This is a genomic window from Gluconobacter sp. OJB (assembly GCF_039638275.1).
Taxonomy (GTDB): Bacteria; Pseudomonadota; Alphaproteobacteria; order Acetobacterales; family Acetobacteraceae; genus Gluconobacter; species Gluconobacter cerevisiae.
This window is the reverse complement of the sequence record NZ_JBDIWH010000003.1, coordinates 1-12,089: the sequence shown is the minus strand read 5'-3', so window position 1 is coordinate 12,089 and position 12,089 is coordinate 1. Positions and strand designations below refer to the sequence as shown.

Sequence of the window (12,089 nt, the reverse complement as noted above, 5' to 3'; positions counted from 1 at the left end):
ATTCCCAACGGATGCGATCGGTGATTCACGGAAGACCAGTTGTAGTGACATGGGGGCTTGACTCATTGATGACTTCTCTTCCGAGTTTCGAACAGATGGGTGGAAGAACTCACTTATTTTCCGCATATCATGCGGATATAGCCTTGCGGTTTGCGGTGATTAAGCGCCATATTCTCCGCAAGGAGTGCAGGGAATATGGCGCGATACATTCATCAGCATGAAGACTGGCCCGGCTTTCAGTGGGACAAGGATACCATTGCCCATGAACTAGCCGCGGTGCGTCATCGGCAGGGACGCCTCCTAGGCCGTATGGAAAGTCTCGGCTTCGATTTCAGGTCGGAAGCCGTGCTCCAGACCCTGACGGAAGATGTCATCAAGTCGAGCGAGATTGAGGGCGAAAACCTCGATCGTGAGCAGGTGCGCTCTTCCATCGCCCAGCGACTGGGCATGGATATTGGCGCACTGGCACCGGTGGATCGGGATGTCGAAGGCGTCGTGGAGATGATGCTGGATGCGACCCGACATTATGCCGATCCGCTGACCGAAGAAAGACTGTTCGCCTGGCATGCGGCTTTGTTTCCAACCGGCCGAAACGGCATGTCACGTATTCTGGTCGGAGGATGGCGTGATGACAGAACCGGCCCGATGCAGGTCGTGTCAGGCCCTGTCGGACGAGAGAAGGTTCATTATGAGGCGCCAGCAGCCAGCAGGGTGCCCGCGGAGATGCAGGTCTTCCTCAACTGGTGCAATGCCGGACAAGCGCTGGATCCTGTGCTGAAGGCAGCCATCGCACATCTGTGGTTTGTTACCATTCACCCGTTTGAAGACGGAAACGGGCGCATGGCGCGGGCTATCGGCGACCTCATGCTGGCGCGCTCGGAGCAGACGGACCAGCGTTTCTACAGCCTGTCAGCCCAGATCCGTCAGGAGCGGAAGGATTACTATGGGATCCTTGAGGCCACTCAAAAAGGGGATATGGACATCACGGCCTGGCTGCTCTGGTTTCTGGGGGCTCTGGATCGGGCCTTTGATCGTGCTGATCTGGTCTTGGGAAAAGTCATCCAGAAAGCCCGTTTCTGGGACAATCTGGCCGGGCAATCGATCAATGACCGGCAACGCCTCATGCTGAACCGTCTGCTGGACGGGTTCGAGGGCAAGCTGACCTCTTCCAAATGGGCGAAGCTTGCAAAGACGTCACCGGATACAGCCCTGCGTGATATCAATGATCTCGTATCGCGCGATATTCTGGCCAGGGAGGCAGCAGGAGGCAGAAGCACGAGCTACGTACTGGTTTTCCCTGAGGTGTAGAGCATCGACCCGGGGTAACTGGAGGTGTCCCAGTGCGGTAGATTTACTGTAGCGTTGGTAGGGCTGGGCGATGAGATAAAAAATGAGATCAGGCCGAGACGGAAAAAAGTCTGTCAAAACGTCCTGTTAATCCTGCATTGTTCTCAAATTGCGATTGCTGCAATTTGAGAGGCAATCCTGTCCACGATGCCAGGATCATAAAAGCTCGAAGGACCGAATTCACCGCAGCATTCATCAACGCCGGCAAAACTCACGCGGGCCGTGATCTCGCCATGCGTGACCTCCTCCGGTTCCAGACCGCCTTCCTGACCATCGGGCAACCTCACCCGGCGCACGCCATTCGGTTCCGTGTCATCGGGAACCGCCGCAAGGACGAGACGCGCAGCCGCTTCCGCCGATGCAGCCGCGACCCTGAAGGTCACTTCGTCTGAGGTCACGACACGTTCGATAAGGGTAACGTCAAAAAACGGCATGACGCCCTCCTCGGTGCGAGCCGTTTCAAGACGGTGTCCCGCGCCGTAATGGCTCTCTGTGTCCATGGTGATCTCGGACATGATTCATTTCCTGTTCGGTATTCAGATCAGATGCAGCGAGGCCTGGTCCACGGCGCTGCATTGACGCCGGGACCAGACAGTCGTCCTGAAAACGCCCTCTGAGGGCGCGGCGTCAGCCTCGTGAGAGAAAGATGTGATCGGCGTGCCCGAACACGCGCATCCACGGCGTAAGGCAACTGCCGTGGCAATCGGTGTGTGCATCATAAGTGCCCGAGGCAAACCGTGAGGTCACCGCACATAGGGGTCACGACACGAAAGTGTATTTTACGTACGCTTAGGGTGAACACCTACAGAACCGCCAGCATTGGGGTTCAAGCGACAAGCAGGGATGCAAGCACCCGAAGCGGTCGTAACGCGTCGACGTCGGGTTATTCATCGACATTCCAGCGATAGTCCCCTGTCAGAGAGATATGCTCCCAACCGAGGGGTGCAATATGCCGCGCCAGGTCATCGGAAATGCCGAGCGTTACGATGGAAGACTGAAGATAGCGCGTATTCCATAGGATAACCGCTGCCACCAGCAGGTTTAAACCTGACGCCCGATAGGCCTGATTTTCAAAACGCCGATCCCCTGTTCGCATCTGGGGTTCAACGTGACACCCATGACTATTTCACATGCTGACATCCCCCATATAGACGAGGCACAACGCATTATAATTTGTGGCATGTATCTCTTACGAAACAGTGCCAATATCTACACCCCAGTGACGCATCCGGCGCTCGCCCCGCCACAGGATGTCGAACGCTACCGATTTCGGCATAAACACGTCTTTCACAGTAGGGACTCTGCGAGAGCGTTCCATAGGTGTTCACCCCAAGCGTACGCAACACGCACTTTCGTGTAGGCGTCACCTCAAGGTTTGTTCGCCAGACAACGATTTCTCGGACATAAGCGGAACATGGGCTACGCTACACGCTTCAACCGCGCCATTGGCTCGTTGAGTGGGTGGAATTCACCTGCTGGAAGTCGCCTGGCCTGCTCCCAGAGGTAATCGCCGGTCAGACTGATGTGCGCCCAGCCCATCGGAGAAAGGTGCGCAAGCAGTGCCGCATCGAACGTCGTGCCGACAGCGTTGAGGTGCTGGGCGGCCCGGTCGAGATAGACCGTGTTCCAGTAGGAAATCGCCGCAATCAGCAGGTTCAGCCCAGATGCGCGAAATTCCTGATTTTCCAGCGAGCGATCGGTGAACCGACCCTGCCGGTTGGTATAGATGGCGGCGGCAAGCGTGTGCCTCGCCTCGCCTTTGTTGAGACCGGCCTGACAGGCACGTCGCAGTTCCGGTTGTTCAAGCCAATCGAGCGTGAACAAAGTGCGCTCGATACGGCCCAGTTCAGCCAATGCAAAATCCAGCCTGTTCTGGCGTTTGTAGGCGGCAAGTTTTCGCAAGATTACTGACGGCGCCACCGTGCCATCCTTGATTGAGGCGACAATCCTGACGATGTCATCCCAATCGGCCTCGATCGCTGCCGTTTTGATGGTGCGGCCCATCAGATTTTCGATGCCCTTGTTACTATGTCGATGGCGCAGCGATCGAACCCAGCTTGCGGTCGCCAATATCGCGCAGCCGTGGCGCGAAGCGGAACCCGAGTAGGTGGCAGAGTGCGAAAACATGATCGGTGGCGCCGCCGGTATCGGTATAGTGCTCATGCAACGGAAGGTTGCCGGCGCCCAGGACAAGCCCGTCGAGCACGTAAGGCGCTTCACCTGCCGTCGCGGACATGATCCGTGATCCGAATGATGCGAAGTGATCGGAAAGGTGAGAATAGATTTTCACGCCAGGTTCGGCGCCATATTTGGCATTGACGTCCGCCGCCCCTGAACGGCTCCGCCCCGACCGGAAGAACTGGCCATCGGACGACGAACTGGTGCCAGCGCCCCAATGCCGCGCGAAGGGTAATTCGTGATGGGCTGAGATGATCATGGCCAGCGCGGCCTGATAGTTCTCGGGTGAAAGATACCAGTTGTGGGTCCATGCGAGTTGGGCATAGCTGACGCCTTCGCTGGCATTGGCCATCCGCTCCAGCCCGAGGTTGGTGCCATCAGCCAGAATTGCGGCGAGTACCGTGCTGGGGTTGTCGTGCTCCTTGCCTGAGCGCAGGTCACGGAATGCGTTCAAAAAACCAGTGCGTTCGGCGACTTCAAGCAGCAGCTCGGTGATGCGCACGCGGGGAAGCAGGGTATCGAGCTTGCGATCGAGGGCTTCAGCTTCCGGTGGGGTGACAGGCGGCATTTGCTGAAGCTTGAGCCGGTCTCGTTCGAGCGACACTCCCTCAAGCTTGTTTGTTTTCAACTGCTTGGCAAATCGGCGCAGCCGCCAGTCAAGATTTCGTGCCCGGTCAGCGAGGTAGGATGCAGCATTTGAATCGAACGGAAGCACATCCGCCACTTTGGCGGCGTCGCGCCGACCCAGCAAAGAGGCATCGAAGCGCTGATAGTTGCGGGTTCCCTCGATCCATACATCACCGGCGCGCAAACGATCACGCAAGGTTGCCATGATCGCAATTTCATAACGTCGGCGGTCGATACGGCCGCTTTCGGTGATGAGACGCTTCCACTGCCGATTGGGGAATGGCAGTGGAACGCCATCGGGAAGGTCGCGCGACTTTCGTGTGTTCGCATCGCGAATGACATCGATGGCTTTGATCAGTGCCGTCCCCGTTCCAGACGCCTTGAAGGTGAAGGCGTCCAGAAATGCCGGGCTGAAACGCCGTAGCGTGGCGTAACGCTCGGTTGCCGTTACCAGTGCGTCCTCGCCGGCAAGATCAGCAAGGGCATCTACTTGGGCCTTTGCCGCAACAAGCCGGTGCCAGCCCACCGCTTCGTCAATCAATTCGAGCGGATCGCCGCCATTCTGGACAGCCTCATCAAGTGCTGTAATCGTGGCGCCAAACAGCCGCATGAGTTGCCCCACCGACTGAATACTATCTTGGTAGCGACGCTCGCGCCCACGCCGCGCGCGCGTGAACATGCCGCCGATAAGTCGGTCAAACATTTGGATCGCGGCATCGGCAAGTCTGGCCTCAAGGTCGATCACTGCGGCCGTCAACGTCGCCCGCCTGCGATTGACGCTGTAATCCGAAAGCAGGAATGCCGGTGCCACGCCGCCCTCGCGGACAAATTGGGCAAAGCGGAATTCCGGAATGGCGCCCCCAACTACCGGGTGGATACCTATGCCGCGAACATAGCGCAGGCGCTCAAGCAAGCCATTGATATTGGCCGCAGTCGGGGCTTCTTCGAAATTACGCAACCACGCCAGCGGTGTCATGCCGAAATCCGGGTTGTTGATTACGAGTTCGTCTAGCCGTGTCAGTTCAGCAGAGCTGAGGCCTTCGACGATTGCGGCTGCGGCAGCTTTGCGTGCGCGTGCCCGGCCAGCAAGACCGGCGCGTTCCAGTGTGTCGCCTGACGGAAGAATGAACCGCTCACCCTTCAGGCCAACCATGAGGGCGCGAACAATCGGTTCACCTCTGTCTGTATACTCGGCGGCTTGCGCGGCAAGATTCAGGGCAAGTGCCAGGTCGCCGCGTCGAAACGGGCGTATGCCAAGATAACGCGCCACGAGATCGGCATGATCGGTACGGGTTTGCGCGCGCTGACCATATGCAGAGAAGGAGGAAGGATCGACGAATAACTGTGCCGCGAGGTACTGAAGAATGACGTCGGGAAGCCCGATCTCGGGTTGCAGACCAAAGCCGGGATGTCGCATCAAAGCGATTTGTGCAGCCAGACCGAGGCGATTTGCTGGACCATAGCGGCGCCCAACCAATTCAACATCTTCCGCAGAAAGGGTATAATGCCCAATGATCGCGGTTTCTTGGACAGGAGGATCGAACAGGCGCCGGCGCTCGTCTCCGGTCAGAAGTCGGCGTCGTGCCATTTTGCTCTCCCGCTGAGGCGAATAACAAAATTGACACCAAAGCGGCTTGCACTGGAGGGAGGCCATTCGTTGCCGGTTGATCCCCGAGCAATCACCCGGCGCAGCAAGACAGTTTGGCGACATCCTTATCAAACGTTTGGGCCGCCAGTTTGAGGCCTTCCACAGTGGTCAGGTAAGGAAATATCGTTGCACCCAATTCCAGGGTGGTCATGCCGTGTTTGATCGCCAGCACCAGTGTCTGGATCGAATCCGCGCCTTCGGGTGCCATGATCTGGCCGCCCAGCAAACGGTCGTTCGCCTTGTCGGCAATCAGTTTGATGAGACCCCGCGTATCGCGTGCTGCCAGTGCCCTTGGCACAGCATCGAGCGGGAGCAGCGAAACCTTGATGTCCAGGCCTTGCGCCCGTGCTGTCGTTTCAGTGAGGCCGGCGCTGGCGACTTGCGGGTCGGTGAAGACGACGGATGGCATGGAGGAATTGTCGTAGCGGTATTGGTTGCCCGTCACCGCGTTGCGCGCGGCCAGTTTTGCGCCATAGGCGGCCATGTAGACGAACTGGTCCCGTCCCGTTACATCGCCCGCCGCGTAAATGCCTGGAACCGACGTTTCGAGGTGGTCATCGACGACGATTCCACCATTACGGGCAAGCACTATGCCGCGCTCCTCCAGCCCAAGCCCGTCGCTATTGGGTCGGCGTCCGGTGGCGATGAGCACCTGTTCCGCCGCGACGGTGTCACAATGCCCCTCGCAGGTCAATTCGACCCCGCTCTGTGTTTGGGCGATACGCTGATAGCCGACACCTGCGCAAACCCGCACGCCCTCGGCTTCCAAATAGTTTTTCAGCGCGGCACTCACTTCCGGGTCCATTTCGGGGAGCAGGCGGCTTCGGCAGCAGATGGTGACATCAACGCCCAGACGCGAAAACATCTGTCCCAGTTCTACCCCGATCACCCCGCCACCGATCACCAGCAGCGATTTGGGCAAGCGATCCAGCGCCAGCGCCGATGTGCTGGTTAGGTAGGGCACGCTGTCCATCCCCGGAATCGGCGGCACGGCGGCGTGCGCACCCATCGCCAATATGACCTTGCCGACCTTCATGGGCGCATCGCCGACAATCAGCGCACCATCGGCAAAGCGTGCCTTGCCCTCGATATAGCTCACACCGTCATAGGCGGGCAGCAGATCGACATATTTTTTTTGGCGCAGCGTCGTGACAAGATCGTCCTTCGACGCCGCCAATACGGACCAGTCATCCATCTGGACAGCGCCCCCAAGGCCGGGAAAGCGCGCGGCGGCAAGCCCACCATGCACCGCTTCGGCGGCGCGGATCAGCGTCTTGGAAGGAACGCAGCCAACATTGACACAGGTGCCGCCAATCGTGCCGTGACCGACGAGCGCCACTTTCGCGCCCAGATCGGCAGCGGCGATCGCGGCGGAGAACCCGGCAGAACCCGCGCCGATGACGGCCACGTCAAATCCTTCCTGCCCGGGGCGGTTGCAACAGTCGTTCATTGCTTATCGCTTTCTTGAGGCGCTGGCGGCGCCCCGCTCAGTTTTGAATAGCGCGCGCCGGATAACCCGCGTTGGTTGATGCAGCGGCAATCGCAGCAGCATTGGTGCGGCGCGGGTTATAGGTTGCGCGCGCGGTCTTGGCTGCGAAATCGACCGTGACCGCCGTTACCCCGGCGACGCCTTCCATCGCCTTCTTCACGGTGATCGGGCAGGTGGCGCAGGTCATGTTCTCTATGGCAAAGGTGGTTTGCTTCTGAGCGGTTGCGGTAGCCGCGGGGCGATCTTGCGCCGTGCCACTAACTGCATAGGCGACCCCGCCGCCAGCCATAGCCAGCACGGCCATAGCGATACATACTGTCTTTTTCATGGGTATTTCCTTTCAATAGAACCAGGGTGCCCACCAGTCGATGGTGAGCGCCAGGATGGCGACGGCAAGGCCCAGCCACAGCACCGCCTTGGTGGTCCAAGCCGATTGTGGACGAGCGCAGTAGGAACCGTCTTCACAGGGCGGTTTCGGCTTGAAATAGACATGCCAGAAGCCGTAGCCGAGCAGCGCGAGCGTTACGCCTGCGACATAGGGCTTGTAAGGTTCGAGCGCCGTCAGGTTGGCGATCCACGCGCCGGAAATTCCGAGCATAACCAACAGTAGCGGGACGACGCAGCAAGCCGAGGCGAGCCCCGCGCCGATCAATGCGCCCGCCGCAACCCAGTTTGCCTGCTTCGGCTCGTGGTTTTCGGTGAGGGCTGGCTGTCCCGCTTCCGGCGTTGAGACCATGGCTTGAATCCCTTGTTCCAACTGAGTGATTCGCAGTGTAGGCTCTGTAGCCACTACAGACTCAAGAGGTATTTTCATGGAGCAACAGGTCGGCATCTTGCGTGCCCAGCTTGCCCGGAAAACAGGCTGCAATCTCGAAACCATCCGCTATTACGAGAAGGTGGGATTGCTGCCGGGGCCGCCTCGCAGTTCCAACGGCTACCGCGTCTATTCGCCGGAACTGGTGCAAAGGTTGCAGTTCATCCTGCGCGCGCGCGACCTTGGCTATGCAATGGATGAGATACGGTCATTGTTGTCGCTCACCGATACCGGTGCACAAACCTGCGCGGAGGTTATGGCGAGAACCGAACTCCACCTTGAAGATGTCCGCCGCCGCATTGCAGATTTGCAGAAGATAGAGGTGACGCTGGCGACCACGTTAGCCAGATGCACTGGAGATGACGTTGCCGAATGTCCCATCCTGGAAGCACTCCAGTTTTTACCCCATCAAGGCAATTGACGCCATCTTTGAGGGATTTGATTTTGTGATGTCAGCTTGGAGTATAGCCTAACCGGACGTCAGGGCGCTACCGCGGTTTCTGTCAGATTAGGGTACTAAACGGAATTTGTTGACGAATGTCGTTGCGTATCATAGATTTCAACCTGACATTTTGATGGAGAGAGTGCGCAGTGAAGGGGCAACGGATCGGCTATGTCCGGGTCAGCACGTTCGATCAGAATGTGGATCGCCAATTGGAAGGTCAGTCGCTCGATCGGACCTTCACCGACAAGGCATCGGGCAAGGACGTCAACCGCCCCCAGCTTGAGGCTCTGCTCACTTTCGCCCGCGAAGGCGATACCGTCGTCGTCCACAGCATGGATCGGTTGGCCCGCAATCTGGATGACCTGCGCAAGCTGGTCCAGGGCCTCACCAAGCGAGGTATCCGGATCGAGTTTGAGAAGGAAAGCCTGTCCTTCTCGGGGGAGGACTCCCCGATGGCCAATCTGATGCTCTCGGTCATGGGTGCGTTTGCTGAGTTCGAGCGCGCCCTGATCCGCGAACGGCAACGCGAAGGCATTGCGATCGCTCGGCAGCGCGGCGCCTATCGGGGGCGGAAACGGTCGCTCTCGGATGAGATGATTGCCGATCTGCACCGCCGCGTTACCGCCGGTGAACGCAAGGCGACCATCGCGCGCGACATGGGCATCAGCCGCGAAACCCTCTACCAGTACCTTCGCGCCGCTGCCTGACACCAATGTTCACATTATGTCCGGAAAATCGTTGTTCAGCGTACAAAGCTTGAGGTGACGCCAACCTCACCGGCGAATATCGCTGGCCTAAATCCTTAGCGTAGGATTTCGCCCCCTCCCGCAAACGACCCCTATATGCGCGTTTCTTCTGTCGATGATCGCCAGTCAGTGGACTTGCAGCGCGATGCTCTGGTGCAGGCGGGCGTCGATGAGCGACACATCTTCCAGGACAAGGCTTCTGGAGCACGCGATGACAGACCCGGTCTTAAAAAATGTCTCTCTTATATAAAGAGTGGTGACACACTCGTTGTCTGGAAGCTGGATCGGCTGGGTCGATCTCTTCCGCATCTCCTGACAATCATAGAAGATCTGAAGGCCAAATCTGTATCCTTCCGTTCCTTAACCGAACAGATGGACACAACAACGTCTCATGGCGAGCTGATGTTCTCTTTGTTTGGCGCTTTGGCTCAATACGAACGCGCTCTGATTCATGAGCGTGTCATGGCAGGGCTTGCGGCCGCAAAACGTCGAGGCCGAATAGGCGGACGGCCCCCGTCGATCAGTCAGGAGCGTTTGGACATGGCGCTCGACACCTCAACAAGGGTGAGAGTAAGCTCTCCGTTGCGCGACGCCTCACAATCCCACGCACGACCCTGTTGAACACTCTTGAGCGGATTGGCTGGCAACCACGCTCAGAGGGTGAGGAAAGCGACGGTGATGTTGACGAGCGTACCGCAGAAAACAATCAGAAGAAGTCGCTCAACCGCCGCAGACGACAGGCCTGACGGGGATGGGTTAGACCGCAGATACTTCACCCGCGCATAGCCGGCCAAGATCAAATTGATCCCAACAATCCCGGATACCATGGCCACACGGTAGGACAATGCCGCTATTGCTGGCGTAGAAATTTGGTCTCTCCTTCTCGGTGTGTCCGCAATGGACACACCGGTAAGTCACATTCCCAGAGCACGGCGATAGATGTCCAGAAGGGTTTCCTGTTCCTCGACCTGGGCGGGCTCCATTTTTCGCAGCTTCAGGATCTGTTTGATGATCTTGACGTCGAACCCGGCCGACTTGGCTTCGCTGAAGATGTCCTTGATGTCTCCGGCCAGCGCCTTTCGTTCTTCTTCCAGGCGTTCAACCCGTTCAATGATGGATCTCAGGCGATCCGCTGCAATTCCTCCGGTCTGAACGGTGGTCTCAGCAGATGCTGTGTCCTGTTCTTCATGTGCCAACATAGAGTTCTCCTTTCACTCGCCCATTCTGCAAGCTCAATCTGCGACTGATGCGTCAATGGTAGGTTCGGTCGGTCGAAAGATCCGAGGCCAGCCCATAGAGGGTCCGGTCCAGAGCAAGCGTTCCGTCAAGGTGACGTTCGATCATGGCCCGAAGCAGGCCACCAGCCGACCGCACTTTCCCTTTTCGGGACTTCGCGGAAATCACGCAGACGGCGACGGCCGCCTCGTATCGGCCCATGACGCTGCACGCCTGACGCCAGGCATGAGACGAAATTCCCAGAGAACCTGTCAGCATCTCGACGGCCTCGATCAGCTCGGCCTCATGTGGGCGACTGCTTGTGCAGAGATCTCGCAAATCAGGAACAAGCTGGAGAAGGAAATTCGGTCCGGCCTTAAAGCCCCGAAGCGGTGAAGCCTTGGAACGGGAGGCACTGTCAGACCCAACTACCACTTCGTCTATGCCAACGCCGGCGCAGCCGGCTCCGCTTACAGTAACTTTAGTTATAGTATTTGGGTTTGTATCAGTATTATGGGGTCCATCAGTGCGCCCCATGGGGTCCATTTCCACAGGGTCAGACCCTGCAATCATGGCTTCCAGACGCTCGACCAAACCCTCCATCTGCTCAACCAGCGGCGACAGGATGTCCAGGTCGTGGTCATTGCCACGCAGCGCCAGGAGCTGATGCCCGTTCTGCTGGATGCTCATCACCGTCGGCCTGTCAGCCGTCGTCTCCAGGGCCGTGGCACAAAGGGCCGTAATGCGGCGACCTAAGACCATGGCTCTCTTGTGCAGACGCTTTCCTTCGCGTTCCCGCTCTCTGAAGGCCTCGACGCGTTGGAGCATTTCGTCGTAGCGCCGAGACAGCGGCGACAGATCGAACCCGTATCCCTCTAGGATCGCACCATTGCGGCCCTCGCGCCTTAGCCAGCGCTGCTGATTCGGGCTATCGCGCATGATGATCCAGCCCAATTCGCTGAGGCCACGAAGCCACCGTTTGACCGTGGATCTCTCGATCCCGAACCGCTCGCAGATGTCGCGATTGCGCACAGAGCAGATGGTAAGATTGTCGTCTTCCCAGTCCACCGGCTTCGTGCGGCTGATCAGAAAGCCAAGCAGATCGGACTGGCGCGGCTGAAGACCAAGCGCTCGGGGCTCCGTATGCAAGGCGCTGAGGATCTGGGCTTTGGTGGCGCCGCTGCGGGGCAGGGCCTCACACTGCATTTCGGCCAGGATCATGGCCGGGGTGATGCGCCTCAACCCGGCCTGATGGGGGTCATGCGAAAGAGAATAGGTCATGGAAAACTTCTCAGGATTTCGGGATTTCCGAAGCCCTGCTCTCCAACCCTTCAAACAAGCCCCTCCCGTTTGCAAAAACTCTTGCATTCGAAGCTGAAATGTAGGATTGAAAATTCAGCAGATGAATTTCAATCCAGTTCAATCGGTTTGGCGACCGATGGGACTACGTTCTTAGGGCCTCGTGAAAGCGGGGCCTTAAACGTATCTGGGCTCTGGCTAACTCACTCAAACAATTCCTTCTTCAAGCCCAAATAGGCGATTTGCCTTTATGCTTCTCCTGTAGCGAGAAAGAAAGGCCC

9 protein-coding genes and 3 pseudogenes are annotated in these 12,089 nt (G+C 58.2%); 4 read left to right on the top strand and 8 right to left on the bottom strand.

Annotated features, from left to right (window positions below; all coding sequences use genetic code 11):
- Positions 1-195 precede the first annotated feature (195 nt).
- The gene (locus tag ABDK74_RS14110; RefSeq protein ID WP_007284539.1) at positions 196-1,308 is read left to right on the top strand and encodes a Fic family protein; all 1,113 of its coding nucleotides are present in this window, start codon (positions 196-198) and stop codon (positions 1,306-1,308) included.
- 143 nt (positions 1,309-1,451) lie between these two features.
- On the opposite strand, the gene ABDK74_RS14105 is transcribed toward ABDK74_RS14110, so the two are convergent.
- The 6 genes and pseudogenes from ABDK74_RS14105 to ABDK74_RS14080 all read right to left on the bottom strand — a co-directional run bounded on the left by ABDK74_RS14105 (position 1,452) and on the right by ABDK74_RS14080 (position 8,025).
- Positions 1,452-1,862, bottom strand: coding sequence for a hypothetical protein (locus ABDK74_RS14105; protein WP_007284540.1), 411 nt, complete (start codon positions 1,860-1,862; stop codon positions 1,452-1,454).
- A gap of 368 nt (positions 1,863-2,230) precedes the next feature.
- Positions 2,231-2,431 (bottom strand): annotated as a pseudogene (locus ABDK74_RS14100) (Tn3 family transposase); the annotation flags it as partial.
- Between the two features lie 335 nt (positions 2,432-2,766).
- Positions 2,767-5,740 (bottom strand): annotated as a pseudogene (locus ABDK74_RS14095) (Tn3 family transposase).
- 91 nt (positions 5,741-5,831) lie between these two features.
- Complete coding sequence (merA, locus tag ABDK74_RS14090) at positions 5,832-7,250, bottom strand: mercury(II) reductase (RefSeq protein ID WP_004213247.1); 1,419 nt, start codon at positions 7,248-7,250, stop codon at positions 5,832-5,834.
- A 37-nt stretch (positions 7,251-7,287) separates the two neighbouring features.
- A complete protein-coding gene (locus tag ABDK74_RS14085) occupies positions 7,288-7,617 on the bottom strand; it encodes a heavy-metal-associated domain-containing protein (RefSeq protein ID WP_004213249.1) in 330 nt (109 codons plus the stop codon).
- 12 nt (positions 7,618-7,629) lie between these two features.
- Positions 7,630-8,025 carry a mercuric transporter MerT family protein gene (locus ABDK74_RS14080; protein ID WP_014072602.1) on the bottom strand — a complete coding sequence of 132 codons (396 nt, stop codon included), beginning with the start codon at positions 8,023-8,025 and terminating at the stop codon, positions 7,630-7,632.
- A gap of 76 nt (positions 8,026-8,101) precedes the next feature.
- Between ABDK74_RS14080 and ABDK74_RS14075 the strand changes: the two genes are divergently transcribed.
- The 3 genes and pseudogenes from ABDK74_RS14075 (at position 8,102) to ABDK74_RS14065 (ending at position 10,040) form a co-directional block, all read left to right on the top strand.
- Positions 8,102-8,524 (top strand): helix-turn-helix domain-containing protein, encoded by a 423-nt coding sequence (locus ABDK74_RS14075; RefSeq protein ID WP_014072603.1) that lies wholly within the window; start codon positions 8,102-8,104, stop codon positions 8,522-8,524.
- 170 nt (positions 8,525-8,694) lie between these two features.
- Positions 8,695-9,255 carry a recombinase family protein gene (locus tag ABDK74_RS14070; protein ID WP_346004358.1) on the top strand — a complete coding sequence of 187 codons (561 nt, stop codon included), beginning with the start codon at positions 8,695-8,697 and terminating at the stop codon, positions 9,253-9,255.
- A gap of 135 nt (positions 9,256-9,390) precedes the next feature.
- Positions 9,391-10,040, top strand: a pseudogene (locus ABDK74_RS14065) (recombinase family protein).
- A 168-nt stretch (positions 10,041-10,208) separates the two neighbouring features.
- Here ABDK74_RS14065 and ABDK74_RS14060 read toward each other — a convergent pair.
- Both ABDK74_RS14060 and repC read right to left on the bottom strand, forming a co-directional pair.
- Entirely contained in the window at positions 10,209-10,493 is a 285-nt protein-coding gene (locus tag ABDK74_RS14060) for a DUF2312 domain-containing protein (protein WP_061490889.1), read from the bottom strand.
- Between the two features lie 52 nt (positions 10,494-10,545).
- The gene (gene repC / locus ABDK74_RS14055; protein ID WP_346004357.1) at positions 10,546-11,790 is read right to left on the bottom strand and encodes a plasmid replication protein RepC; all 1,245 of its coding nucleotides are present in this window, start codon (positions 11,788-11,790) and stop codon (positions 10,546-10,548) included.
- Positions 11,791-12,089: the final 299 nt, after the last annotated feature.

Bases quoted from the DNA above. Each gene is read 5' to 3' on its own strand.
- ABDK74_RS14110 (WP_007284539.1), top strand. From the start codon at position 196: ATGGCGCGATACATTCATCAGCATGAAGACTGGCCCGGCTTTCAGTGG.
- ABDK74_RS14105 (WP_007284540.1), bottom strand. From the start codon at position 1,862: ATGTCCGAGATCACCATGGACACAGAGAGCCATTACGGCGCGGGACAC.
- merA (WP_004213247.1), bottom strand. From the start codon at position 7,250: ATGAACGACTGTTGCAACCGCCCCGGGCAGGAAGGATTTGACGTGGCC.
- ABDK74_RS14085 (WP_004213249.1), bottom strand. From the start codon at position 7,617: ATGAAAAAGACAGTATGTATCGCTATGGCCGTGCTGGCTATGGCTGGC.
- ABDK74_RS14080 (WP_014072602.1), bottom strand. From the start codon at position 8,025: ATGGTCTCAACGCCGGAAGCGGGACAGCCAGCCCTCACCGAAAACCAC.
- ABDK74_RS14075 (WP_014072603.1), top strand. From the start codon at position 8,102: ATGGAGCAACAGGTCGGCATCTTGCGTGCCCAGCTTGCCCGGAAAACA.
- ABDK74_RS14060 (WP_061490889.1), bottom strand. From the start codon at position 10,493: ATGTTGGCACATGAAGAACAGGACACAGCATCTGCTGAGACCACCGTT.
- repC (WP_346004357.1), bottom strand. From the start codon at position 11,790: ATGACCTATTCTCTTTCGCATGACCCCCATCAGGCCGGGTTGAGGCGC.